22 protein-coding genes and 2 tRNA genes are annotated in these 23,227 nt (G+C 70.5%); 8 read left to right on the top strand and 16 right to left on the bottom strand.

Features of this window, described 5'->3' with window-relative positions; genetic code table 11:
- Positions 1-127 precede the first annotated feature (127 nt).
- Positions 128-1,216 carry a hemolysin family protein gene (locus Pen02_RS02945; protein WP_203864278.1) on the bottom strand — a complete coding sequence of 363 codons (1,089 nt, stop codon included), beginning with the start codon at positions 1,214-1,216 and terminating at the stop codon, positions 128-130.
- 222 nt (positions 1,217-1,438) lie between these two features.
- On the opposite strand from Pen02_RS02945, the gene galE reads away from it, so the two are divergent.
- Both galE and galK read left to right on the top strand, forming a co-directional pair.
- Positions 1,439-2,446, top strand: a complete 1,008-nt coding sequence (gene galE / locus Pen02_RS02940) for a UDP-glucose 4-epimerase GalE (RefSeq protein WP_239139931.1) — start codon at positions 1,439-1,441, stop codon at positions 2,444-2,446.
- Positions 2,443-3,660, top strand: a complete 1,218-nt coding sequence (galK, locus tag Pen02_RS02935) for a galactokinase (RefSeq protein WP_203864276.1) — start codon at positions 2,443-2,445, stop codon at positions 3,658-3,660. The genes galE and galK overlap by 4 nt, the downstream gene beginning before the upstream one ends.
- Positions 3,661-3,701: 41 nt before the next feature.
- On the opposite strand, the gene Pen02_RS02930 is transcribed toward galK, so the two are convergent.
- From Pen02_RS02930 to Pen02_RS02920, 3 genes are all read right to left on the bottom strand, one after another.
- Positions 3,702-5,390 (bottom strand): formylglycine-generating enzyme family protein, encoded by a 1,689-nt coding sequence (locus Pen02_RS02930; protein WP_203864275.1) that lies wholly within the window; start codon positions 5,388-5,390, stop codon positions 3,702-3,704.
- 50 nt (positions 5,391-5,440) lie between these two features.
- Positions 5,441-5,513 (bottom strand) — tRNA-Arg (locus Pen02_RS02925).
- Positions 5,514-5,716: 203 nt separating this feature from the next.
- Positions 5,717-6,616 carry an arylamine N-acetyltransferase family protein gene (locus tag Pen02_RS02920; protein ID WP_239139966.1) on the bottom strand — a complete coding sequence of 300 codons (900 nt, stop codon included), beginning with the start codon at positions 6,614-6,616 and terminating at the stop codon, positions 5,717-5,719.
- Between the two features lie 410 nt (positions 6,617-7,026).
- Here Pen02_RS02920 and Pen02_RS02915 point away from each other — a divergent pair, with 410 nt between their 5' ends.
- From Pen02_RS02915 to Pen02_RS02900, 4 genes are read left to right on the top strand one after another with little or no spacing between them, the layout of a single operon-like run.
- Positions 7,027-7,389, top strand: a complete 363-nt coding sequence (locus Pen02_RS02915) for a hypothetical protein (RefSeq protein ID WP_203864273.1) — start codon at positions 7,027-7,029, stop codon at positions 7,387-7,389.
- Positions 7,389-8,339, top strand: a complete 951-nt coding sequence (locus Pen02_RS02910; RefSeq protein WP_203864272.1) for a hypothetical protein — start codon at positions 7,389-7,391, stop codon at positions 8,337-8,339. Before Pen02_RS02915 ends, Pen02_RS02910 begins: the two co-directional genes overlap by 1 nt.
- A 25-nt stretch (positions 8,340-8,364) precedes the next feature.
- Positions 8,365-8,850: a hypothetical protein gene (locus Pen02_RS02905; RefSeq protein WP_203864271.1), complete on the top strand. Its 486-nt coding sequence runs from the start codon at positions 8,365-8,367 to the stop codon at positions 8,848-8,850.
- Positions 8,847-9,722 carry a hypothetical protein gene (locus Pen02_RS02900; RefSeq protein WP_203864270.1) on the top strand — a complete coding sequence of 292 codons (876 nt, stop codon included), beginning with the start codon at positions 8,847-8,849 and terminating at the stop codon, positions 9,720-9,722. Before Pen02_RS02905 ends, Pen02_RS02900 begins: the two co-directional genes overlap by 4 nt.
- A 266-nt stretch (positions 9,723-9,988) precedes the next feature.
- Here Pen02_RS02900 and Pen02_RS02895 read toward each other — a convergent pair whose 3' ends face one another.
- The 12 genes from Pen02_RS02895 to Pen02_RS02840 form a co-directional block, all read right to left on the bottom strand.
- Complete coding sequence (locus tag Pen02_RS02895) at positions 9,989-10,126, bottom strand: hypothetical protein (RefSeq protein WP_203864269.1); 138 nt, start codon at positions 10,124-10,126, stop codon at positions 9,989-9,991.
- Between the two features lie 166 nt (positions 10,127-10,292).
- The gene (locus Pen02_RS02890) at positions 10,293-11,096 is read right to left on the bottom strand and encodes a peptidase (RefSeq protein WP_203864355.1); all 804 of its coding nucleotides are present in this window, start codon (positions 11,094-11,096) and stop codon (positions 10,293-10,295) included.
- A complete protein-coding gene (locus tag Pen02_RS02885) occupies positions 11,096-12,394 on the bottom strand; it encodes a VWA domain-containing protein (protein WP_203864268.1) in 1,299 nt (432 codons plus the stop codon). The genes Pen02_RS02890 and Pen02_RS02885 overlap by 1 nt, the downstream gene beginning before the upstream one ends.
- Before the next feature lie 69 nt (positions 12,395-12,463).
- Positions 12,464-13,753 (bottom strand): sulfate adenylyltransferase subunit 1, encoded by a 1,290-nt coding sequence (locus Pen02_RS02880; protein ID WP_203864267.1) that lies wholly within the window; start codon positions 13,751-13,753, stop codon positions 12,464-12,466.
- Entirely contained in the window at positions 13,753-14,664 is a 912-nt protein-coding gene (gene cysD, locus Pen02_RS02875) for a sulfate adenylyltransferase subunit CysD (RefSeq protein ID WP_203864266.1), read from the bottom strand. The genes Pen02_RS02880 and cysD overlap by 1 nt, the downstream gene beginning before the upstream one ends.
- Positions 14,665-14,823: 159 nt before the next feature.
- Positions 14,824-15,687 (bottom strand): inositol monophosphatase family protein, encoded by an 864-nt coding sequence (locus tag Pen02_RS02870; RefSeq protein WP_203864265.1) that lies wholly within the window; start codon positions 15,685-15,687, stop codon positions 14,824-14,826.
- Positions 15,688-15,838: 151 nt separating this feature from the next.
- Complete coding sequence (gene pth / locus Pen02_RS02865) at positions 15,839-16,429, bottom strand: aminoacyl-tRNA hydrolase (RefSeq protein ID WP_203864264.1); 591 nt, start codon at positions 16,427-16,429, stop codon at positions 15,839-15,841.
- Between the two features lie 102 nt (positions 16,430-16,531).
- Positions 16,532-17,221: a 50S ribosomal protein L25/general stress protein Ctc gene (locus tag Pen02_RS02860; RefSeq protein WP_203864263.1), complete on the bottom strand. Its 690-nt coding sequence runs from the start codon at positions 17,219-17,221 to the stop codon at positions 16,532-16,534.
- 411 nt (positions 17,222-17,632) lie between these two features.
- The gene (locus tag Pen02_RS02855) at positions 17,633-18,613 is read right to left on the bottom strand and encodes a ribose-phosphate diphosphokinase (protein WP_203864262.1); all 981 of its coding nucleotides are present in this window, start codon (positions 18,611-18,613) and stop codon (positions 17,633-17,635) included.
- Positions 18,614-18,664: 51 nt separating this feature from the next.
- The gene (gene glmU / locus Pen02_RS02850) at positions 18,665-20,221 is read right to left on the bottom strand and encodes a bifunctional UDP-N-acetylglucosamine diphosphorylase/glucosamine-1-phosphate N-acetyltransferase GlmU (protein WP_203864261.1); all 1,557 of its coding nucleotides are present in this window, start codon (positions 20,219-20,221) and stop codon (positions 18,665-18,667) included.
- A 72-nt stretch (positions 20,222-20,293) separates the two neighbouring features.
- Positions 20,294-20,365, bottom strand: a tRNA-Gln gene (locus tag Pen02_RS02845).
- Between the two features lie 12 nt (positions 20,366-20,377).
- Positions 20,378-21,247: a helix-turn-helix domain-containing protein gene (locus Pen02_RS02840; protein ID WP_203864260.1), complete on the bottom strand. Its 870-nt coding sequence runs from the start codon at positions 21,245-21,247 to the stop codon at positions 20,378-20,380.
- A gap of 148 nt (positions 21,248-21,395) precedes the next feature.
- On the opposite strand from Pen02_RS02840, the gene Pen02_RS02835 reads away from it, so the two are divergent.
- Both Pen02_RS02835 and Pen02_RS02830 read left to right on the top strand, forming a co-directional pair.
- Positions 21,396-22,370: an acyl-CoA desaturase gene (locus Pen02_RS02835; RefSeq protein ID WP_203864259.1), complete on the top strand. Its 975-nt coding sequence runs from the start codon at positions 21,396-21,398 to the stop codon at positions 22,368-22,370.
- Between the two features lie 231 nt (positions 22,371-22,601).
- Entirely contained in the window at positions 22,602-23,204 is a 603-nt protein-coding gene (locus Pen02_RS02830; protein ID WP_239139959.1) for a TetR/AcrR family transcriptional regulator, read from the top strand.
- The last annotated feature ends 23 nt before the right edge of the window (positions 23,205-23,227 follow it).

Genomic DNA, 23,227 nt, shown 5'->3' with positions numbered 1-23,227 from the left:
GTTACGCAGATCGGACCGGACGACAGGTCGTCTGACGTTACGCAGATCGGATCGGACGACGGTCGTCCGATCGGCGCCCACCCGGAGCAGCCGGGGACGTTGCCGGATCAGCCCGGGACTCGCCGGTTCAGCCGGGGACGGGCTCCGGTGCCTCACCCGGTTCCCCGTCGGTGCGCGCAGCCGGCACGCTGGCCCGCTGGGGCTCCGGCAGCCGGGCCACCGCGACGCCGATCCGGGCCACCCGCCGACCGTCCACCGCCAGTACCCGCAGCAGCCAGCCGTCCTCGTCGAGGCCGCCGTCCGGATCGCCGCCATTGCGGGAACCGCCCGTCGACCGGCCCGGACCGGCGGCAGCGGATCCGCCCAGTTCCTCCCCGCCCGGCACCGGTACCTCGTCACCGCAGACCGGCAGCCGGCCCAGGGCGGCCATCACGAACCCGCCGACGGTCTCGTACGGGCCGGATGGCAGGGCGAAGCCGACCCGTTCGGCGAAGTCGGCGAGGTTGAGCCGGCCGTCCACCTCGGTCGGGCCGCCGGTCGGTACCGGGTCGGGGGCGTTGTCGTACTCGTCGTGGATCTCGCCGACCAGCTCCTCGATCAGGTCCTCCAGGGTGACGATCCCGGCTGTGCCGCCGTACTCGTCGACCACGACCGCGAGGTGGTGCCGCTCGCGGCGCATCTCGGTCAGTGCCGCCAGCACCCGCTTGCTGCCCGGGATCTTCTTCACCTCCCGGGTCAGGTCGCCGATGGTGGTGCAGGCGTCCCCGTCCGGGCGCAGCAGTACGTCGCGCAGGTGCACGAAGCCGACGACGTCGTCGGAGGTGCCGTCGACCACCGGGTACCGGGTGTGGGTCTCGACCCGGACGAGTTGGGCCGCGTCCGCCAGGGGCAGCCCGGCGGCCAGGAAGACCACTTCGGTCCGGGGCATCATCACCTCCCGGACCAGGCTGGCACCGGCCACGAGTACCTCGTCGATGATCCGCCGTTCGACCGGGTCGAGCCGGGTGTTCGCGGCGACCAGGTCACGGAGTTCCGCCTCGCTGATCTGCTCGCGGCCCGCCGTCGGGCTGGCCCCGAGCAGAGCGGTGACCAACCGGGTCGAGCCGTCCGCCGCCCGTACGATGATCCGGGCCAGGGCGCGGGCGAGCGGGCCCGGTTGCCGTCGAGGACGCCCCGGCGATCGTCGCCGGGGCCCGGTACTGCCGCCGTCCCGCATGCCAGAGATGGTAGACACCGGAGGTACCCGATGTGGGCACCTACGGGCCCGCGTCACCCCACCGACCGATGTTCGACTCTGTGCAGAATTGACGGAACATGGTGGAATGCTGAGGGCTCCGGCCGAACACGAAGCCGACACAGCATTGCCGACACAGCATCGCCAGCATCGCCAGCGACGTCGGCACGGCGCCCGTCGTCGCGAGTCAGAAAGGGCACAGGCGTGAAACTGCTCGTCACCGGAGGTGCCGGTTACGTCGGCAGCGTCGTCACCCGGCTGCTGCTCGACGCCGGACACGACGTGGTGGTGCTGGACGACCTGCGTACCGGGCACGCCGAGGCGCTGGCCCCGGAGGCCACCTTCGTCCGGGCCGACATCGCCGACGTCGCCGAGGTGCTCACCCCGGACTCCGGCTTCGACGGCGTACTGCACTTCGCCGCGCTGATCGCGGCCGGCGAGTCGATGGTCAGGCCGGAGCTGTACTGGACGGTCAACACCGTCGGCTCGCTGGCGCTGCTCGACGCCGCCCGGCTCGCCGGGGTGCCCCGGTTCGTCTTCTCCTCCACCGCCGCCGTCTACGGCAACCCGACCGAGTCCCCCATCAGGGAGACCAGTACCCCGCTGCCGACCAGCACGTACGGCGCCACCAAGCTCGCCGTCGACCTGGCGCTCACCTCGATGGCCACCGCGCACGGGCTGGCCGCGGTCTCGTTGCGCTACTTCAACGTCGCCGGGGCGTACCTGCGGGCGCCCGTCGGCGAACGCCCCGGGGTGGCGCTCGGCGAGCGGCACGATCCGGAGACGCACCTGATCCCGATCGCCCTCCAGGTCGCCGCCGGCCGCCGGGACAAACTGCAACTCTTCGGCGACGACTACCCGACCGACGACGGCACCTGCGTTCGGGACTACATCCACGTCGAGGACCTGGCCCGGGCCCACCTGCTCGCCCTGGCGGCCGCCAAGCCCGGCGCGCACCAGGTCTTCAACCTCGGCAACGGCTGCGGCTTCTCCAACCTCCAGGTGGTGGAGGCGGTCCGCGAGGTTACCGGGCATCCGCTGCCGGTCGAGATCGCACCGCGCCGCTCCGGTGACCCGGCCGCGCTGGTCGCCTCCGCCGAGCGGGCCCGGGCCGACCTGGGCTGGACCCCGGCGAAGCCGGCCCTGCCGGAGATCGTCGCCGACGCCTGGACGTTCTACCAGGAGCAGGTGCTGGGCGGGGCCGCGTCGTGACCGGCACCCCCGACCTCACGCACCGCCCGGCCGCGACGGACCACCCCGACCAGCCGGTCGGGCCGGTCGCCGAACGCGCCACCGCCGGCTTCACCAGCGAGTACGCCGCCCGTCCCGTCGGAGTGTGGGCGGCACCCGGCCGGGTCAACCTGATCGGCGAGCACACCGACTACAACGACGGCTTCGTACTGCCGTTCGCGCTGCCGCAGCGCACCGTGGTCGCCGCCGCACCGGAGCAGGGCAGGCGCTGGACGGTCTGGTCCGAGCAGGCCGGTGAACGGATCTCGTTCGGCCGGGCCGACGCGGCCGAGCCGGGCCGGGTCCCCGGCTGGGGGGCGTACGTCGCCGGGGTCGTCTGGGCGCTGCGCGAGGCCGGACACGACGTACCGGTGGCCCGGCTGGCGATCGCCTCCGACGTACCACTCGGGGCCGGGCTCTCCTCCTCGGCCGCGCTGGAGTCCGCCGTGCTGACCGCGCTGGCCGACCTCGGCGAGTTGGACGTGCCGCTCGCCGACCGGCCGGCGCTGGCCCAGCGGGCCGAGAACGGCTACGCCGGCGTTCCCTGCGGCATCATGGACCAGTCGGCCTCGCTGCGCTGCCAGCCGGGGCGCGCGCTCTTCCTGGACTGCCGGACCCTCGCCGTCGAACAGGTGCCGTTCGACCTGGCCGCCGCCGGGCTCGCCATCCTGGTGATCGACAGCAACGCGCCGCACCGGCACGTCGGCGGCGAGTACGCCGCCCGCCGGGCCGCCTGCGAGTCGGCCGCCGCCGCGCTCGGGGTGCCGGCACTGCGGGACGTCGCCGTCGACCGGCTCGACGCCGCGCTGGCCCGGCTCGACGACGAGACGGTACGCCGCCGGGTGCGGCACGTCGTCACCGAGAACCAGCGGGTACTCGACACCGTCGAACTGCTCCGCGCCGGACGGCTCGCCGAGATCGGGCCGCTGCTGACCGCCTCGCACGCGTCGATGCGGTACGACTTCGAGATCACCGTGCCGGAGGTGGACACGGCGGTCGAGGCGGCCCTCTCCGCCGGGGCGTACGGGGCCCGGATGACCGGGGGCGGTTTCGGCGGCTGCGTACTCGCCCTGGTCGACGCGGCAGCCGCCGGAACGGTGGCGTCGACGGTCCGCCAGGCGTACGCCGAGCGCGGTTTCCGGCCGCCGAGTGCCTTCACCGCGACTCCCGGCCCCGGAGCCGGACGGATCGGCTGACGGTGAGCAGGACCTGCTGCGCGCCGTCAGCCGGCCTGCGGTCACGGCGACTTACCCGGCACGGGCACCTTCTGCCGGCCGACGCGATAGGCGCGCAGCGCATCCCAGCGGGTCGCTTCGTCCCGCTCCCGGTAGGCGACGAGTCTGATGCCGACGCAGCTCGGTCGGTCGCCCCGGTCGCGCGGCGAGAGGTGGCGGAACCGTTGCCCGGTGACCCCGTGCGGCGGGCTCAGATAGGAGCCGCCGGCGAGTCGGAAGGCGCCCTCGAAACGCCGGTCGTCCTCGAACTGCTCGTGCGGCAGCTCACGGACGAGTTCGTGTACTCCCCCGCAGCAGTCGTAGACGCCGTCCGGTGACCGACCGGCGACATACGTACCGACCGGGCTGAGCCGACTGTCCGGGGTGAACCTGAGGTTGGCGTGCAACGGCGTCGGCGGGTCGAGGCCCCAGGGGTACGGCTGGGAAACGCAGCCGGCAAGTGTGATCCACTCGGCGACCGTGGGCACGTCCCAACGCCAGTCGTCACGTTCCGGCGGACGGGGCAGCGAGCCGAGAAGGTTGCTCAGTTCCCGCCACATCCCGGCGAACGCGTACCCGTCGGCCTGTTCCGGGGCAAGGACGTAGGGCGTGGCAGGGCTGGCGCCACCTGGTCGGCGCAGGATGGCGTCGACCTCGCCGAACGTCAGTGGGAATCGCATCGCCTGGAACGGGTAGGGGCAGACGGCGCTGGCGGCGAAGCTGACCAGGTCGGGATCGAACAGCCCGGGATTGGCGACCGCGCCGAGCCGGCCCAGCAGGATCCGCACCCGCTTCAACGTCGCCGGGTTGGTGCCGCGTTCCCTGAGCAGACCATCGTGCTGCTGGAGAGCATCGCGGATGAGCCGCAGCGTCACCGGGTCGTCGCGGGTGACCTCCATGAGGAAGTTGACGTTCGGATAGAGCCGCTTGTGATCATCACCGCAGTGGTTGATCGCCTCGCTGATCAGGGTGCGGGTCAGTCCGGGCTCGGGTTGGCCGGCGGTGGACCTCAGGTGGTTGTCGAACAACCACTGCCACATCGCGGTGAGACGCGGTACGGCGGCCGGTTCCTGACGCAGGATGATGTCGGTCTCCCGCAGCAACCAGCGCTGCAGGCCCAGGCCACCGTCGTGCAGGATCGAGTCGATCAGCATGATGGTCCAGAACCGGTCGACGCTGTCCACGGGTACGTCGCGCGGCCGGTACGCGGTGCGGACCTGGACATCGATCTCCGGCAGCGAGCGCGCGAGGAACTCGTCGAGCGGTGCCAGAGCCGGAAAAACCTCCCCGGCCGGCCTGCCGCGCAGCAATCCCTCGGACACGCCCCGCCGTTCGAGGTAGGACATCCATGCCCTGGCGGCGATGCGGACGTGGGCGACCGGCGGAGGCTCGACCGCGTCGTCCGGACCAGCATCGGAAGACCGCACCGGGACCGGCGCCGCGACCCGAATCGGCGGCTCGACCGGCCCCGGCGCCTCGACCGGATCCGGCGCGGGCACGGTGGACGTGCCGATGGCTGCCGGGGACGCGGTGGCGATTCCGTCTCTCGCCAGGACCAGCGTGGAAATCGCAGCTCCGAGGCTCGCGACGCCGGCCAGCCAACTGGCCACCTCCAGGCTCTGCAACCCGAAGAATGTGGCTGCGACGGCCAGACCCGCGACGACGACGAAGCCGGCGACCCAGTAGACCGCCGCCCGTCGCTTCACCGTCACCGATACACCGCCTGCGAACAGGACAATAGCTGTCGTCGACCGACCTGCCGTGCCCTCGGGAGTGACTCGAACACCCGTCTGCGGCTCCGAGGGCCGCCGCTCTATCCCCTGAGCTACGAGGGCCGTACGGAACCCGAGGCGGGTTCCACTGTCGATGGTAACGGCAGAGGTCCACCTCGGAGCCGACCGGAGAGCCGGGACGAGCGGGCCGGGCGGTCGGTGTCAGTGGCGTGCTCGGTCGCGTCGGCACCGCACCGCCGGGCGTGCCGGGCGGCGGCGGGCAGGGTCAGGAGCCGCTGGCCGCTGGCCGGGCAGCGGTCGTCCGCTCAGGATCGGCGGTCACGTTCCCACGCGGCATGGTCCGCCTCGATCCGCTGCCACACCTGCCGCAACCGCTCCTCCGGTACGTCGTCCAGCGGCAGGTGGAACACCTCCCGCAGCACGGCCCGCCATTCGGCGTACCCGGAGAGCTGCCGGACCGTCGCGGAGCCGGCCACCGGCCGCTCGGAAAGCACCAGGCCGCGGATGCCCTGGACGCCGGTCGGGGTTCGGCGCTGCGCCGTCACCACCCGCACCATCCCGGACGTCGGCGAGGTGGAAAGCTCGACGTGCTTGTCCCGCAGGTCGCTGGTCGGCCCGGTCGCGGCGGTGGAGAAATCCATCCCGGCGAACGAGCCGCCGGGCTCGTGGTCGAACCGCCAGCCACCCGGCACCGAGTCCGACGGCCGCAACCGGAACCGGTCGTCCGGACCGAACGCCCCGGCGACCAGCGGCACCGGGTCGAGCGGGCCGTCACCCAGGCCGGTGTCGAGCCACCAGCCCTGACCGTCGAGGACGGTGGTCAGCGCGAGATGGTTGCCGCTGTCCCCGACCGAGTCACCGGGCTGGCCCTGCACGCCGGCCCGATGCCAGGTCACCGGATAGCCGAGGGTGGTCAGCAGCGCGGAGAAGGCGCCGTTGAGCTGATAGCAGTAGCCGCCACGCCCAGCCACCAGGTAGCCCGCTGCCGCGACCGGATCCAACTCACGCCGCTCGCCCAGGGCAATCCAGACGGTCTCGTACGGCACCCGCTCGACGTGCGCGGCATGCAGGCGGTGTAGCTGCGCCACCGACGGCCGCTCCGCCCGCTCGGCCATCGGGTCGAGACCCAGCCGGCGCAGATACGCGGTGACGACCTCGTCGGCGAGCGCCGACGGCCGCCACGGATCCGCTGCGGTCGAGGACATGCTGATCACGCGGTGAGCTTAGCCAGGGGCACCGACAACGACGGGCGGCCGACGTACCGTGCCGGATCGGTCAGCCTGGCGACTGGTACGACGATGATGCCCACGCGGGCGGCGGGGAACTCACCTGGGACACCACCCAGCAGGACGGATCCTGATCGGAGGGTCGGGGCTACGAGCAACGAGGTTATCCACAGGTTCCCGACTCTAGGGTGACGAGGCGGTTGCGCTTCGTGCTATAACCTCCGAGGCAATTTCACCTGTAATCGGGGGTAACGGGATCATGGAGACAACCGAGCCGGGCGGTCGGCCGGAGTACCGCGGCGGTCACCCAGGGCTCCTCGGCGACACCGGGCCGGGTAGAGGGCTCGACGCGCCCTCCTCTCCAGGTGTCCCAGCAGAGGAGGATCATCGTGCCTAAATCCGGCAGTGACTTGGGAGTCGACCTCTACGAGCTGTGGGTCGCCGGCGACAGGATGCTGCCGGCGGTTGCCGATCAGTTCGCCGAGGCCGGAAAGTGCTTCGGCCAGACAGAGTCGGGTGACGGCTACTTCTCCCGTCCGGCCGAGATCGGCGGTGGCGGCTACGGCCCGGCGCAGCGCGCCTTCGCCGAGTTGCGGATGACGATGTCGGCGGTGTTCCGAGACAGTGAGAGCAATCTGGAGCTGGCTGGGCAGGCCCTCAAGATGGCCGCAGACAACTACGATGCCTCGGACCAGGCAGCCATGGATCAGTTCAGCGCGATGAAGCGCGATGCCGGGCAGGGACGCTTCTGATGGCCGGCTACACGTACGAGAACCTTGCCGCTGGGGCGGAGGCGTTGCGTAGAGCGGCCATCAAGACTGCCTGCGAACAGGCGGCGATCCCTCCCCTGCCGGAAGCCCAGTCCGGCCAGCAGAAGCAGGACGTCATCACTATCGAGGCCGGGTTTGCCGGCGTACCGGCCATGTTCTATCCGTTCCTTGATATGCCGAGACCGGAGAGTTTCGACGGCATAATCGATGATCTACGAAACAGCGCCTTGGTACTGATGACAACACAGAACTCGCCGGATCCGGCCCTTGGGCTCCACGCGCCGAACAACAACAAGTTCTCCGCCGTCACGACCGTCGGAGACAACCTGGCGAGCTGGAGTGGTGCGGCTGCGCGGGAGTTCAAGTCGCAGTATCTCGACAAGCTTCCTCCTCAGCAGGCCGGCCAGTTCAACGTCGTGGTGACCTGCTTGAAGCTCATTGAGCAGGAGAAGAACATCTGGGCGGAGGCTCGCAAGAATGTCGCGGATGTGGTCAACCAGGCTATCGCGGTACTGGAGGACATGCCGCGTCGATGCAGCAAGAACAGTTGGACGGTGGCGTTCACGGTGGTCGCCGCAGTGGCGGGCGTCGCCGCCGCGCCGCTCGCCGCCGCCGGCGCCGGCATTGCGGTCGGTCTTGCCGTCACCGACAAAGTAGCCGGGGGTGCCTCGCTCTTCGTCAAGGACGACCCGCCAGAAAACCGGCGCTTTGGAGCGTCGACGGCGGACGGCGTCATCCGCGAGGTCGATCGCGGGTTGAAGGAGCTGATCGCACGGATCATCGAGCAAGAGGGCAAGATCGCGACCGTGTTCACCGGCGCCAACTCGGTGGTGCTGGACGAACGCGACTCGTTCGTACCGAAGCGGCCGCTACTCGCGAAGGCAACCCCAGAGAACGTCACCGACCAGGACATGCTGGGATTTTCGAGCTAAGGGAACGGACAGAGCAATGGGCGCTATGGCCGACCGGATCAACGCCATTCACGTACATGCCTCGGCGCCGGGCGGTGGGGTGCACGGCGAGGTACGCGGACACAGCGGCGTCGAAATCTACTTCTCGTCCGGCTACTACGACCAGGCAAACGAGCGCCAACTCGAACGGCAACTCGAAAGCCTAGCTAGGCTGCTGTGGACAGCCCGGGAACGCGCCCTCCGGACGAGCATGGAAGAGCTCAACGTCTACTCCGACGAGTCGATCTTGTCTTACGAAGACGAAACGTTCCACGAAGAGCGCGCCCAGATGATCGCAGCCGGCCAGTCGGACGACGACCGGATCTCGGTATCGGTACGCGGAATGCAGGAGTGGCGAGTCCAACTCGCCGCCGGGACGCTCGATGCCCTCAACGAGCGCTCCTTCCTCGCCGGGTTGCAGATCGCCGCGAGCCGCCTGATAGACGATCAACTTCAGCAGATCAACCAACTGAAGGTGCGGGTGTACCAATGAGCCGCCGGACCATCCTGCTCGCCACCGCGCTCCTAGCCGTGCTATTGCTGGTCATGGCGGGCGCGTGGTGGGTAATACGGCCGGGCGACGAGCCAACGACCGCAGTCTGCCCGTACCCGGTGATTTCCAACGGGGTGACCTCAGCGGTGCCGAACGGCGACAATCGGACGACGATCACGGCGCCGTCGGGCGGCGCCGTGACGGTAGTCGAGAGCGGCTTCACGCAAATCGCGGACCAGAGTCAGGTCAGCATCGGCGCCGTCGTCGAGAATAACAGTTCCCAGGTGGCGTACCGGACCCGAGTGATCTTCGGGGCCTTCGATGTGGACGGCGACTACGCATTGGAGGAGGCCAGACGGTTCAACTATTTCTTTGAGATCCCGATCATCCGGCCCGGCGAGCGAGCGATGATCGGCACCTACGCGTCTGTGGACGCAGCCAACTTTACCCGGACCGGAATCTGGACCACCGTTGTCCGAGCTAGTCTGCATCTAATTCAAACGCAGTGGATTCCGGCAGCGGATACCGGGACGTTCCCGGCGATCACCGCTCGGCTCAACCCTGAGAAGCCACCAGTGGCAGAGGACGGTAGGGTCACCGTGCATCTCGCGGCGAACTCCGACGCTTGCCGGGAACTCGGTGGCCGGGGCATGGCCATGGTGTTCCGCGACGGCGTCGGGGCGGTGGTCGGCGGAGCGTTCGACGGTATCCGGAACACCGAGCTTTGCGTGGCGGGCGACTTCACCGCACGGGCGCTGACCTTTGACAGCAACCCGCCGAAGGCGGATCTGACTCGCACCGAGGTCGACGTCTACTGTGACCTGACGCCGAGCAGCTACCTGCCGGCGAGCCCGACTCAGCCTGTCAACTGACCTGGCTGGCGACGGTCGTCCGGCCGGCTTGGGCACGCTAGATGTTTAACGTGACGCGGCCCGGCAAGGAGCGGGTGGACCATCGCCCATGGAGTCAGCGGCTCTGGCAGCCGTAACGTTCCGCAACTCCTCACCACGACGGGTCCACCCGCCCATCGCCGGCTTCCACCACCAGGCCGAGGTTCACGGGGGGGCGCGCGCTTGATGTCGCGGTGGAAGACCCCTTCACCCCGGAGGTGGTCGACCGCGACGGACAGGTAGTCGGATTACGTCCTCAGCTCGTCGACGGTAGGCCGACCGTCCTCGCGGAGCTTGCGGGCGAGCGTCTTCTCGCCGGCATGCTCCAGGACGATCATCCAGCGCGGCGGAACGTGGATCGGCTCCTCCCGGGCCAGCCGGATCATCCGGGAGTCCTTGCGCTACTCAAGATTGCGATCGTCGCCCGGCCGGGCCAACTGCCCCGCCCCGAGGACGACAACGGCCTCGGCCGCACCGGGGCCCCTTCCCGAAGTAGAAAGAGCCCCGGTGCGGCAAGGACCAGCGGTGGCGCCAATCAACGCCGGCACCAGATCAACGGCGGCGCCAGGTCAACGAGAAGCCGAATACTCCGGCCACCGCCGCCAGCACCCCGCCGACGGTGGTCCAGAGCCAGCGCGTGGAGAACGCGGGCACCCAGTCGAAGACGCCTCCGTCGTCGCCTGCCGCCGCCGGGCTGGGCGACGCGCCGGACTGCCCTGACGCGGTCAGCACCGCGCCGGGCCGGGCCGGCGGGGCCAGGGGTGCCCGCAGCTCACCGTCGTCGGCGTCGGATCCACCGTCCGTGGTGCCGATCAGCAGGTCGACCTCGACCGGCAGACCGAGGTCCGCCTCGGGCAGCTCGACAACCGACAACTTGGCGTAGTAAGTCCCGGGGAGCGGGTCCCCGGACCACGGCTCGGCCCAGGACCGTACCCGGCGCAACCCGCAGCCGAGGCGTACCTCGGTGGCATCCCTGGCCGCCGTCGGCGTCTGCGCGCCGGCCGTGCACGCCTGCCGGCGCCGAAGCCCGTCGAACACCTCGATGCTCCACGTCGACGCACCGGTCCGCTTCGCACCGACGGGAAAGCGGAGGGTCGCCACGATCTCCGTCACGTCACCGGCCGCGCCCGGAAACGACCAGTAGAGGTAGTCGCCGGTAGAGGCGTCGAGACGTACCGGCTGGCCGGCGGTGACCGGCGCGGCGGTCAGAAACGACGTGCCGGCCCGGTCCAGCGGAGTCGCCCCGGGCGATGGGGTGGGTGCGGCGAGCACGGCAGCCGGGGTCAGCACTCCGAGCAGGACGGCCGGAACCGCGAGGGCCGCCGCGACGACGGCCGGTCGAATCCGGGTACGCATCAGTTCGTCCTCCAGGTCGCGATCCACCACCGGGTCAACCAGCCCGCCAACACGCCGGTGAGCAGGCCGGCCGCGCCCAGCACGAGCAGCAGCATCCAGCCCCGGCCGAGCCCCGGCGCGTCGGGCGTGTCCGAGGCGGACACCACGTCCACGACCAGCTCGAACGGCAATCCGGGCTGCCCGTCCTGCCGATCTACCGGGGCGAACGAGTTGCTGATCACCAGGCAGACCTCGGTGGGTTGGGCACCTTCGCCCTCCGCCCCTTCCTGCGACGACTCCGGGTCACCTGCCGACGGCTCCGGTTCACCCGCCGACCAGCGCAATCCGGCGGACAGTACGTCGGTGCGCCCGCTGCCCGCGTCCGTACCCCGAACGAGCTCCCGCCCGTCGGCGGCGGTGGCCCGCAGCAGCACCCCGTAGTCGCGGTGGACCGGGCGGTCCGGCGCCACGCTGACCGACACCCGCAGTTCCTGCCCGTCGGCCACCGGCACCCGGTACCACCGGTGCTCGGCGGGCTTCTCCCGGTCGGCGTAGACGCCGGGCCCGAGCAGTGGTGCGCCGGCGCACTCCCGAGCGCCGGCAACCGGTGCCGGGGCGGGAGTGTTGGTGTCTTCGGCCCGCCGCACCAGTTGCCTGATCCGCTTGGTGAGTTGCTCCGGCGTCTGTGCGGCGGTGTACGTCCCGCCGGTCGCACCGGCGATGCAGAGCAACTGCCGACGTACCTTCTCGTCAGGCGCGAGGCCGAGGGTGTCGACCACGAGTTTGGTTCCCTGGGCCGCCAGCTCCCGGGCCACGTCGCAGGGGTCCGGCGGGGCGCAGGTGTCCTCGCCGTCGGTGATCAGCACGATCCGCCGGTTGCCGCCCTCGGTGCCGAGGTCCCCGGCGGCCTCGCGGAGCGCGAGGCCGATCGGCGTGTGCCCGGTGGGTCGCAGCGTGGCGATGGCGTCCTTGGCAGCCGCCCGGTCCACCGGCCCCACCGGTACGAGCTGCTGGGTGTCCCGGCAGGCCACCGCCTTGTCCTTGCCCTGATACGTCGCGCCGAGGACCCGGATGCCGAGATGTGTTTCGTCCGGCAGCGCGTCGACCACCTCGTTGAACGCCTGCTGGGCGACCGAGATCCGGCTCCGGCCGCCGATGTCGGCGGCCCGCATCGAGCCGCTGACGTCGAGTACCAGCTCGACCCGGGACGGTTCGGCGACCGGTTCAGGCTCGTCGGCGAGTGCCGGCGCTGCCACAAGCGAGGAGAAGACAATGGACAGTCCTAAGAGGACTGTCAGGGATCGTGTTCCGTTGAGCACCCGAGCATCTTAGTGATCAACAACCGTCACTGACCGCCGCACCCCGTCGTGCGTCCGGGACCGGAACCGTCAGCCTGCCTCGACGATCATGCCGGCGCCGACCGTACGGTTCGTCGACTCGTCGATGACGATGAAGCCACCCGTCGTACGGTTCCGCCGGTACTCGTCGGCGAGCAGCGGCACCGTCGTCCGCAGCCGTACCCGGCCGATCTCGTTGAGCCCCAGTTCACTCGCGGACTCGTCGCGGTGCAGCGAGTTCACGTCGAGCCGGTACCGCAGGTTGCGGATCACCGCCCGCGCCGACCGGGTGGTGTGCTTGATGGCGTACTTGCCGCCGACCCGCAGCGGCCTGGTCTCGTCCATCCAGCAGATCATCGCCTCGATGTCCTGGGCCACCGCCGGCGCGTTCGTCGGCCGGCAGATCAGGTCACCCCGGGAGATGTCGATCTCGTCGGTCAGCCGCACCGTCACCGACATCGGCGGGAACGCCTGCTCGACCGGGCCGTCGGCGGTCTCGATCGCGGCGATCCGGCTGGTGAACCCGGACGGCAGCACCATCACCTCGTCGCCCGGCTTCAGCACGCCCGAAGCCACCTGTCCGGCATAGCCCCGGTAGTCGGTCACCGTCGTCGACTGCGGGCGGATCACGTACTGCACCGGGAACCGTACGTCGACCAGGTTCCGGTCCGAGGCGATGTGTACGCGCTCCAGGTGGTGCAGCAGCGACGGCCCCTCGTACCACGGGGTCTTCTCGGACCGGCTGACGATGTTGTCGCCATGCAGCGCCGAGATCGGCACCACGGTCAGGTCCGGTGCCTCCAGCTTGGCCGCGAACGCGGTGAACTCGTCCGCGATCCGCTCGAACACCTCCTGGGACCAGTCGACCAGGTCCATCTTGTTCACACACAACACCAGGTGCGGCACCCGCAGCAGCGAACACAGGAAGGCGTGCCGACGCGACTGTTCGACCAGCCCCTTGCGGGCGTCCACCAGGATCAGCGCCAGATCCGCCGTCGACGCCCCGGTCACCATGTTCCGGGTGTACTGGATGTGCCCCGGAGTGTCGGCGATGATGAACTTCCGTCGGGGGGTGGCGAAGTAGCGGTACGCCACGTCGATCGTGATGCCCTGCTCGCGCTCGGCCCGCAGCCCGTCCGTCAGCAGCGCCAGGTTGGTGTACTCGTCACCCCGGGCCGCACTGACCGCCTCCACCGCCTCCAACTGGTCGGTGAACAGCGACTTCGTGTCGTACAACAACCGCCCGATCAGCGTCGACTTCCCGTCGTCGACACTGCCGGCGGTGGCGAACCGCAACAGGTCCATCGCCCGAATCTCCGCCGGAACTGCGGTCGCCGTCATCAGAAGTACCCTTCCCGCTTGCGGTCTTCCATCGCCGCCTCGCTGACCCGGTCGTCGCCCCGGGTGGCGCCGCGTTCGGTGATCCGGGTCGCGGCCACCTCCTCGATCACCGACTGCACCGTGTCGGCGGCCGACCGGACGGCGGCCGTGCACGACGCGTCGCCGACGGTGCGGTAACGCACCTGCTCGACGAAGGGCGTCTCGCCGGCCCGGGGCGAGATGAACTCGTTGACCGCGTAGAGCATGCCGTCCCGCTCGACGACCTCGCGCTGGTGCGCGTAGTAGATCGTCGGCAGGTTGATCTTCTCCCGGGCGATGTAGTGCCAGACGTCCAGCTCGGTCCAGTTCGACAACGGGAACACCCGGATCGACTCGCCCGGGTGGTGCCGGCCGTTGTACAGCGACCACAGCTCCGGCCGCTGGTTCTTCGGATCCCACTGGCCGAAGTCGTCGCGGAAGCTGAAGACCCGCTCCTTCGCCCGCGCCTTCTCCTCGTCCCGCCGGGCGCCGCCGAACAACGCGTCGAACCGGTACTTCTCCACCGCGTCGAGCAGCACCGGCGTCTGGATCCGGTTGCGTACGCCGTCGGCGGGCTCCTGCACCAGCCCGGACTCCAGCGCCTCCTGCACGCTGGCCACCACCAGTTGCAGCCCCATCTCGGCCACCCGCCGGTCGCGGTAGTCCAGCACCTCGGGGAAGTTGTGCCCGGTGTCGACGTGCATCACGGGGAACGGGATCCGGGCCGGCGCGAACGCCTTCTCGGCCAGCCGGAGCATGACGATCGAGTCCTTGCCACCGGAGAAGAGCAGCACCGGCCGTTCCAACTCGGCCACCACCTCGCGAATGACGAAGATGCTCTCCGCCTCCAACGCGTCCAGGTGGGAGACCCGGTAGGCCGCCGGCGCGGTCATGCCGTCGTCCTGCGGCGCCCGGCGACGACACGCGACTTACCGAGGCAGAGCCTGCCGATCCGCCCGCTGCGCGCGCTCATGTCGTCGCCGTCCGTCGATCGTGCTGCTCGCCCATACGGATTCCAGACCCTTCCGATCGGATAAGTCTCCAGGCCCCGCCTAGGGTACCCGGAGGTGGCGCTGCAACGCTGCGAGCAACCGGGGAGCGAGATCCTTACGGCACACCACGAGATCCGGCAGACGGGGATCGGCCTGGTTGTATTTCAGCGCGGATCCGTCGATTCGGGAAGCGAAAAGTCCGGTGGCCGTCGCCACAGCCACCGGCGCCGCCGAGTCCCACTCGTACTGCCCGCCCGCGTGCACGTACCCGTCGACCTCGCCACTGATCACGGCGGCGATCTTCGCGCCGGCCGAGCCCATCGGCACCAGCTCGGCGCCGAGTTCGGCGGCCAGGTCGGTGAGGAACACCGGCGGCCGGCTCCGGCTCGCCGCCAACCGGACCCGCCGGCCGGTGCCGTCCGGGCCGGTCGATCCGGTACGCCCGGTCGCCGCCGCCAGCGTCATCGGCGGGTACGCCGGCGGCTGGTCGGTGCCGAGCACCCGGTGCTGGGCCGGCAGCCCGACCGCACCACCCACCAGCCCGTGCGGGGTGTGGGACCGGCTGGCCCAGAGCGCGACGTGCACCGCCCAGTCCGTCCGGCCCTCCTCGGCGAACTCCCGGGTGCCGTCCAACGGATCGACGATCCAGACCCGGTCGGCGGTCAGCCGGGGCGCCACCGCCGGCTCGGCGTTCGCGGCCCAGGCCAGCCGGGCACCCTCGTCCTCCTCGGACAGCACCGCGTCGGCCGGTCGCCACCGGGCCAACTCGGCGCGGAGCAGTTCGTGCGACATCTTGTCGCCGGCCGCCTTGAGCGCCCCCGGGTCGGAGAAACCCATCTCGGCCCGCAGCTCCAGCAGCGCCTGGCCGGCCCGACCGGCCAGCCAGCGGGCGAACTCACCGTCGATCACGGGTGGCGCGGCCATCAGCGCACCTCCGGGAAGCCGGCTCCGTCGGCCGGCGGACACGAGATCATTACTGTTAGCCTCCTCACCCGCGGCGAAAGACTACCGCTCGCGGTGCGGACGACGGGGGGACCAGCGGCCCGCCACACCGGCGCGGTCCGCCGACCGCCGGTCAGGTGCCGTGGTACGCGTTCTGCGCCCACTCCAGGCCACGGCTCACCGCCGCCTCCGCCGCGTCGGCCGCCCGGTCGACCAGGAACTCCAGCTCCTTGCGCTCGGCCGAGGAGAAATCCGAGAGTACGAAGTCGGCCGGGTCCTGCCGCCCCGGTGGCCGGCCGATGCCGAACCGCACCCGCAGGTAGTCCTTGGTCCCCAGCGACTTGGACATGGACCGCAGTCCGTTGTGCCCGCCCTCGCCGCCGCCCTGCTTCAACCGGATCTGCCCGTACGGGATGTCCAGCTCGTCGTGTACGGCGACGATCTGCTCGACCGGCACCTTGTAGAACTGGGCCAGCGCCGCCACCGGCCCACCCGACAGGTTCATGTAGGTCATCGGCTTGGCCAGCACCAGCTTCGGCCCGCCGAACCCGAGCCGCCCCTCGGCGACCTCGGCTACCGCCCGGCGGTGCCGGCCGAACTTGGCGCCCACCCGCTCGGCGAGCAGGTCGGCGACGAGGAAGCCGACGTTGTGCCGGTGTCGCGCGTACTCCTTGCCGGGGTTGCCGAGCCCGACCAGCAGCCACGGATGAAGCTCCTCCGCCATGCCGCTCTTCTCCCCCAGTTCTGCTGCTCATCCACCCGGAAGGTGTCGGTACGGAAACAGGCGCCCCCGAACGTCCGGGGGCGCCTGTCAGACGGTTGTCGCTCAGGCCTCGGCGGCAGCCTGCGCGGGCGCGCCCTCGTTCTCGCCCTCGGCCTCGGCGGCCTCGGCACCGGGGCCCTCGGCACCGGCTTCCTCCTCGGCCTCCTCGGACGGCTCCTCGCCGGCCTCGGCGGCGAGCTGCTCCGCGGTCGGGGCCTGGCTGACGACGGCGAGGATCTGCTCCGGGTCGCCGGCCAGCTCCACACCCTGCGGCAGCCGTACGTCTGCCGCGGTCACCTGCGAGCCGACCTCGAAGCCCTCGATCGAGACCTCGAAGCCCTCCGGCAGCCGGGTGGCGTCGGCGGTCACCGACAGGGTGTTCTGCTCGTGCACGACCAGGGTGTCCCTGGCCGCCTCGCCGGTCAGGTGCACCGGCACGTCGACGGTGACCTTCTCGCCCCGGCGGACCAGGATCAGGTCGATGTGCTCGAAAGTGTCCTTGATCGGGTCACGTTGGATGGCCTTCGGCAGCGCGAGCGCCTGGGTGCCGTCACTGATCTCGATCGCGAACAACTGGTTGGCGCCACCGTGCCGGATGGCGGCGGCGAACTCACGCGCGGGCAGCGCGATGTGCTTGGGCTTTTCGCCGTGGCCGTACAGCACGGCGGGCACCTTACCGGCCCGGCGGGTACGACGGGCACCACCCTTGCCGAACTCGGTGCGGGGCTCGGCGCTGATCTTTACCTCGGACACGGGAAGACTCCTGATACGGTCACTGCGGCGCTACGTCGGCTGGCGGTCTGCGGTGCTAGGGCGAGGGGCTCACTGGGGGGCGTCTGCGTGTGGCCACTGCCCGGAGCACCGCGTCGATGACGGTGCTTCCGTGCGGCGCTTGCTTCAGCGGCCCGCAGGGCACCCTCGCCGTGGCAACCGCACCAGTCTACCCGAGCCCTGATGCGGGTTTCCGGCGCACCCCACCCGGCCAGCCCGGCATCATTCGGCATCCGCCAATTCCACCTCTGGATCACCCCGGCCCACCCCGGAAATCACCCCGGTAGGGCGATTCCCCGCCCACCCGCCGACGGTCGGTACGACCTGCGACGGGCAGCCCGAACCGGCGGACGGCAGCCCGAACCGCCGGCCGTCAGCCCAGACCGGCGACCGTCAGCTCAGGCCGCCGAAGAGGGTGGTCACCGAGCCGTCGTCGAAGACCTCCCGGATGGCCCGGGCCAACAGCGGCGCGATGGAGAGCACGGTGAGCTTGTCGAGCTGCTTCTCCGGCGGCAGCGGCAGGGTGTTGGTCACCACCACCTCGCTGATCCGGCTGTTCTTGAGCCGTTCGGTCGCCGGGTCGGAGAGCAGCGCGTGGGTCGACGCCACGACCACGTCGGCGGCCTTGGACTCGTGCAGGATCTCGGCCGCCTTGCAGATGGTGCCACCGGTGTCGATCATGTCGTCGACGATCAGGCAGACCCGACCCTCGACGTCCCCGACCACCCGGTTCGCCACCACCTGGTTGGGCTTGAGCGGATCGCGAGTCTTGTGGATGAAGGCCAGTGGGCAGCCGCCGAGCCGGTCGGTCCAGCGCTCGGCGACGCGTACCCGGCCCGAGTCGGGGGCGACCACGGTCATCGGGCGGCCGGCGTACTTGCGCTGGACGTACTCGGCCAGGATGTCCATCGCGAACAGGTGGTCGACCGGCCCGTCGAAGAAGCCCTGGATCTGTGCGGTGTGCAGGTCGACGGTGAGGATCCGGTTGGCGCCGGCCGTCTTGAGCAGGTCCGCCACCAGCCGGGCCGAGATCGGCTCCCGGCCACGGTGCTTCTTGTCCTGCCGCGAGTACGGATAGAACGGCAGGACGACGGTGATCCGCTTGGCCGATCCGCGCTTCAGCGCGTCGACCATGATCAGGGTCTCCATGACCCACTTGTTCACGCCGTGCGTGACGGACTGCACCACGAAGGCGTCCGAACCACGCACCGACTCCTTGAACCGTACGAAGATCTCACCGTTGGCGAACTCGTAGGCGTCGGACGGTGTCGGCGCCACCCCGAGCACCTCACCGATCTCCGTTGCCAGCTCCGGAAATCCCCTTCCGGAGAAGAGCATCAGACTCTTGCGATTTTCGGCGACGATGCTGCCCATCGGCTCGTCTGCTCCCGTTTGTCGGTGGGTCACCCGGCGTTGGGCCAGAGACTATTCGGTTGCAGTATCTCCCGAGGCCGGACGACCTTCACCCGCTACGGGAGCCCCGTGGATTGGCTCACCTTCGCTTGCGCCGGGCGCCTCCTGTCCGGCACGCTCCGCCGCCGCCGCCGACTTGGTGCCGGGCCGGCGGCGTAGTACCCAGCCGTCGATGTTGCGTTGCTGGGCGCGGGTCACCGCGAGCGCCCCGGGTGGTACGTCCTTGGTGACCGCGCTGCCCGCCGCCACGTACGCCCCGGCGCCCACCTCGACCGGCGCCACCAGACTGGTGTCACAGCCGACGAAGGCCGCCTCACCGACCACGGTGTGGTTCTTGTTCACCCCGTCGTAGTTCACGAAGAGCGTTCCGGCACCGATGTTGGCCCGGGCCCCGATCGTGGCGTCGCCGACGTAGCTGAGGTGGGGCACCTTGGCCCCCTCGCCGATCTCCGACTTCTTCACCTCGACAAAGGTGCCCACCTTCGCCTTCTCCCGCAGCGTCGCCTCCGGCCGCAGGTACGCGTACGGCCCGACGCTCGCACCCGGGCCGACCGCCGCACCCATGGCGTGCGCGCGGATGACGGTGGCCCCGGCGCCGACGGTGGTGTCGATCAGGGTGGTGTCCGGGCCGACGGCGGCCGCCGGGCCGACCGTGGTGGCCCCGCAGAGCTGGGTGTTCTGGTCGACCACCGCGTCCCGGCCGAGGGTGACCGTCACGTCGATCCAGGTGGTCGCCGGGTCGAGCAGGGTCACCCCGGTACGCATCCAGCCCTCGTTGACCCGGTCCCGCAGCAGCCGGCGCAGCGCCGCCAGCTCGACCCGGTCGTTGCAGCCCAGCGTCTCGGTGGCGTCCGCCGCCACGTGTACGGCCACCGTCTCGCCGGTCGCGGCGAACTGGCCGAAGACGTCGGTGAGGTACTCCTCGCCCTGGTCGTTGTCGGTGGAGAGCTTGCCCAGCGCGTCGCGCAGCAGTGCCGCGTCGAAGGCGTAGATGCCAGCGTTGATCTCCCGGATCGCCCGCTGCGCCGGGGTGGCGTCGCGCTCCTCGACGATCTGCTCCAGCCCGCCGTCGCCGCCCCGGACGATCCGGCCCAGGCCGGTCGGATCGGCGACCTCGGCCGCCAGCACCGTCGCCGCCGCTCCGGCCGCCTCGTGCGCGGCGACCAGTTCGGTGACGGTCTCCGGGCGTAGCAGCGGCACGTCGCCGTTGAGCACCACCACCGTGCCACCGGCGTCCGGCGCGCTCTCCAGGGCGATCCGGACGGCGTGCCCGGTGCCGTGCTGCTCGGCCTGGAGCACCGGCTCGGCGTACGGGGCCACCTCGCGCAGGTGCGCGCTGACCTGGTCTGCGCCGTGCCCGACCACCACCAGCGTGCGGTCCGCCGACACCGGGGCCGCTGCGGTCAGCACGTGGCCCAGCAGGGTACGGCCGAGGATCGGATGGAGCACCTTGGGTAGCGCCGACTTCATCCGCTTGCCCTCACCGGCGGCGAGGACGACGACGGTGCGGAGGCGGGGCTGGGACACGAGAATGCTCCCGTCGGTACGACTGGCAGTTTGCGGCCTCATGCTAGCCGTACTCCGGAGGAGGGTTCGCGGGTTCTCGGCCGGACAAACGGCCCAGGAGGGCTGAAGTGGGAGCTCGGCCGCCAGGACTCGAACCTGAAACACAAGAACCAAAATCTTGGGTGTTGCCAATTACACCACGGCCGAAGGTGTGCGGCCTTAGCCTAGCGCCTCGCCCTCGGCCGACCCCACCCCCTCGGTGCCGGCAGTGTCCAGGGCGGCGATCACGCCCTCGATCCGCCAGTAGAGCTGCCGGCTGCGCGGGACGTCGACGATCAGGCACCCGTGGTAGTCGTCGCCGGTGTTGTAGCGGACCGTCTTCGGTTGGTGGCGCTTGAGCGTGGGACGCCGGAACCGGTCGGCCGGCAGCCCCAGCGTCGCCTGCCACCACCGGGTCGCCGCGTCGACGTCCGCCGACTCGTGGATGCTCAGTCGATAGCTCGGAACGCTGCGGTCGATCCCGCAGCTCTCCAGGAAACGCAGGAAGATTCCGAGCAGCCGTACGTCGCTGTTGATGACGACGACCCGGTCGTCGCGGCGCCACGGTTTCGACTTCGTCCCCTCGCACCAGTAGATCGCGGCACCGGCGATCAGCAGGTCCCGGGCGCTCGGTGGGCCGACCTCCCGCGCCGCACGACCGTGCTCGTGCGCCTCGGCGGTTTCCCGGGCCGCCCGGTGCCGCGCCCAGCGCTGCTCCGACATCCGGTGCGCGTGCGCCCGCCGCCGCGCCTCGGCTTCCGGGTCGGGGTCGAGGGGCAGGTGCCGGACCCACCGGTACGCGGTCGACTTCGCCACCCCCAGCTCGGCGGCGATGCGCGGCACCGACCAGCCCGCCCCGCGCAACTCGACGGCCCGGACCCGCAACTCGTCCTTGGCGTTCGGCCGTTTCGTCCACTCGGGCGCGGGAACATCCCGCAACAACGCCGACAACCGCTCCTTGCCGATGCCGAGCCGGCGCCCGATCTCGCGCCCGGAGAGCAGTTCGACGGTACGCAGGCGGCGCGCCTCGGCGGCGAGTGGATCGACCACGACCAGGAGATTAGGACCTGTGTACGACAAAATCCGTCGATGGCTGCCAGCGGATTCCCAGTTCCCGTCCATGGCAGACTACGACAGCGTAGGTTACGGTGACGTAGGCGTAAGTTACCGATCTTCCCCCTACGCTCAGCGAGGTGCCATGTCCTCCGTCCTGCTCGAACCCCCGGCCTCCGGCGCCACCAAGAAGGGTCCAAAGCCGCTCACCGACGGCGTCCAGTCGAAGGGCATTCTCTTCGCTCTCTGGTCCTTCGTCACCATCCCCTTCCTCGCCCTGGTCGCGGCCGTGCCGGTTGCCTGGGGCGGCTGGCTGAGCTGGACCGACATCGCGATCGCCGGGGTGTGGTACGTGGTGGCCGGGCTCGGCATCACGGTCGGCTACCACCGGTACTTCACGCACGGGTCGTTCAAGGCGAAGCGCTGGTTGCGGGTCAGCCTGGCGGTCGCGGGCTCGTTCGCCGTGCAGGGCAACATCACGCAGTGGGTGGCGGACCACCGCCGGCACCACGCCTTCTCCGACCTGGAGGGCGACCCGCACTCGCCGTGGCGGTTCGGCAGCAGCGTGTGGGGCCTGACCAAGGGTCTGTTCCACGCGCACGTCGGCTGGCTGTTCAAGCGGGAGCTTTCCAACCGCGAGCGGTTCGCCCCCGACCTGATCGCCGACAAGGACATCAGCCGGGTCGACCGGCTCTTCCCGCTGCTGGTGGCCCTCTCGCTGCTCACCCCGGCGCTGCTCGGCGGTCTGGTCACCTGGTCCTGGCAGGGCGCGCTGACCGCGTTCTTCTGGGCCGGCCTGGTCCGGGTCTCCCTGCTGCACCACATCACCTGGTCGATCAACTCCGTCTGCCACGTCTACGGCGAGCGCCCGTTCGAGGTGCGTCAGGGCGACAAGGCGACGAACTTCTGGCCGCTGGCCATCCTGTCCTTCGGGGAGAGCTGGCACAACCTGCACCACGCCGACCCGACCTGCGCCCGGCACGGCGTACTGCGCGGGCAGGTCGACATCACGGCCCGGACGATCTGGCTCTTCGAGAAGGTCGGCGCGGCGTACGACGTGCGGTGGCCGAAGCCGGAGCGGGTTGCCGCGAAACTACTCAAATCAGCACCTTCGCGGTGACCTGCGGTGCGCCCGGGCACCCGGCCACGAGCGTCTGCCTGGCAGGATGGCCAGGTGACCGAGCGCAGCGAGGGCGCCACCAGGGACGATACGAGTCGGCGCGGCATCGCGGGACGGCAGCGGGATAACGAGGTGACCGACGGCCCACGCACCACCCGCGGCGTCGGGCGCAGGCAGAGTCCGGCCCCGACGCCACCACCGCCGCCCGCCAAACCCGGATCCCGGGTACGGATGTCAGCGGCGCAGCGCCGGGAGCAGCTCATCGCCATCGGCCGGCAGGCGTTCGCCGAGCGCGGGTTCGACGCCACCTCGATCGAGGAGGTCGCCGCCCGCGCCAAGGTCTCCAAGCCGGTGGTCTACGAGCACTTCGGCGGCAAGGAGGGCCTCTACGCGGTCGTCGTCGACCGGGAGGTACGCGCGCTGCTCGACCGGGTCACCACGGCGCTGACCGCCGGGCATCCCCGGGAGTTGCTGGAGCAGGCGGCGCTGGCCCTGCTCGACTACATCGAGGAGGAGACCGACGGCTTCCGGGTGCTGGTCCGGGAGTCGCCGCTGCTCTCCGCGACCGGCAACTTCAGCAGCGTGATGAACGACGTGGCGCACCAGGTGGAGCACATCCTGGGCGCCGAGTTCAAGAGCCGGGGGTACGACCCGAAGCTGGCCGAGCTTTACTCGCAGTCCCTGGTCGGGATGGTGGCTTTGAGCGGTCGCTGGTGGCTGGAGGTACGCAAGCCGCGCAAGGAGACGGTGGCGGCGCACCTGGTGAACCTGGCCTGGAACGGGCTGTCCCACCTGGAGGCCAAGCCGACCCTGCTCACCCGCCGTACCCGCTGAGCCGCCCTCGCCGGGGCGGCCGG

It is taken from the genome of Plantactinospora endophytica (assembly GCF_016862915.1).
Taxonomy (GTDB): Bacteria; Actinomycetota; Actinomycetes; order Mycobacteriales; family Micromonosporaceae; genus Plantactinospora; species Plantactinospora endophytica.
Note: the sequence above shows the minus strand (reverse complement) of the source record. Positions and strands in the feature narration are given on the sequence as shown.

Excerpts from the sequence above, each read along its gene's own strand:
- Pen02_RS02900 (WP_203864270.1), top strand. The coding sequence starts at position 8,847 with ATGAGCCGCCGGACCATCCTGCTCGCCACCGCGCTCCTAGCCGTGCTA.
- Pen02_RS02920 (WP_239139966.1), bottom strand. The coding sequence starts at position 6,616 with ATGTCCTCGACCGCAGCGGATCCGTGGCGGCCGTCGGCGCTCGCCGAC.
- Pen02_RS02855 (WP_203864262.1), bottom strand. The coding sequence starts at position 18,613 with ATGGGCAGCATCGTCGCCGAAAATCGCAAGAGTCTGATGCTCTTCTCC.
- Pen02_RS02880 (WP_203864267.1), bottom strand. The coding sequence starts at position 13,753 with ATGACGGCGACCGCAGTTCCGGCGGAGATTCGGGCGATGGACCTGTTG.
- Pen02_RS02945 (WP_203864278.1), bottom strand. The coding sequence starts at position 1,216 with ATGCGGGACGGCGGCAGTACCGGGCCCCGGCGACGATCGCCGGGGCGT.
- cysD (WP_203864266.1), bottom strand. The coding sequence starts at position 14,664 with ATGACCGCGCCGGCGGCCTACCGGGTCTCCCACCTGGACGCGTTGGAG.
- Pen02_RS02895 (WP_203864269.1), bottom strand. The coding sequence starts at position 10,126 with ATGATCCGGCTGGCCCGGGAGGAGCCGATCCACGTTCCGCCGCGCTGG.
- Pen02_RS02830 (WP_239139959.1), top strand. The coding sequence starts at position 22,602 with ATGTCAGCGGCGCAGCGCCGGGAGCAGCTCATCGCCATCGGCCGGCAG.
- Pen02_RS02870 (WP_203864265.1), bottom strand. The coding sequence starts at position 15,687 with ATGGCCGCGCCACCCGTGATCGACGGTGAGTTCGCCCGCTGGCTGGCC.
- pth (WP_203864264.1), bottom strand. The coding sequence starts at position 16,429 with ATGGCGGAGGAGCTTCATCCGTGGCTGCTGGTCGGGCTCGGCAACCCC.
- Pen02_RS02835 (WP_203864259.1), top strand. The coding sequence starts at position 21,396 with ATGTCCTCCGTCCTGCTCGAACCCCCGGCCTCCGGCGCCACCAAGAAG.
- glmU (WP_203864261.1), bottom strand. The coding sequence starts at position 20,221 with ATGAGGCCGCAAACTGCCAGTCGTACCGACGGGAGCATTCTCGTGTCC.
- Pen02_RS02910 (WP_203864272.1), top strand. The coding sequence starts at position 7,389 with ATGGCCGGCTACACGTACGAGAACCTTGCCGCTGGGGCGGAGGCGTTG.
- Pen02_RS02890 (WP_203864355.1), bottom strand. The coding sequence starts at position 11,096 with ATGCGTACCCGGATTCGACCGGCCGTCGTCGCGGCGGCCCTCGCGGTT.
- Pen02_RS02905 (WP_203864271.1), top strand. The coding sequence starts at position 8,365 with ATGGCCGACCGGATCAACGCCATTCACGTACATGCCTCGGCGCCGGGC.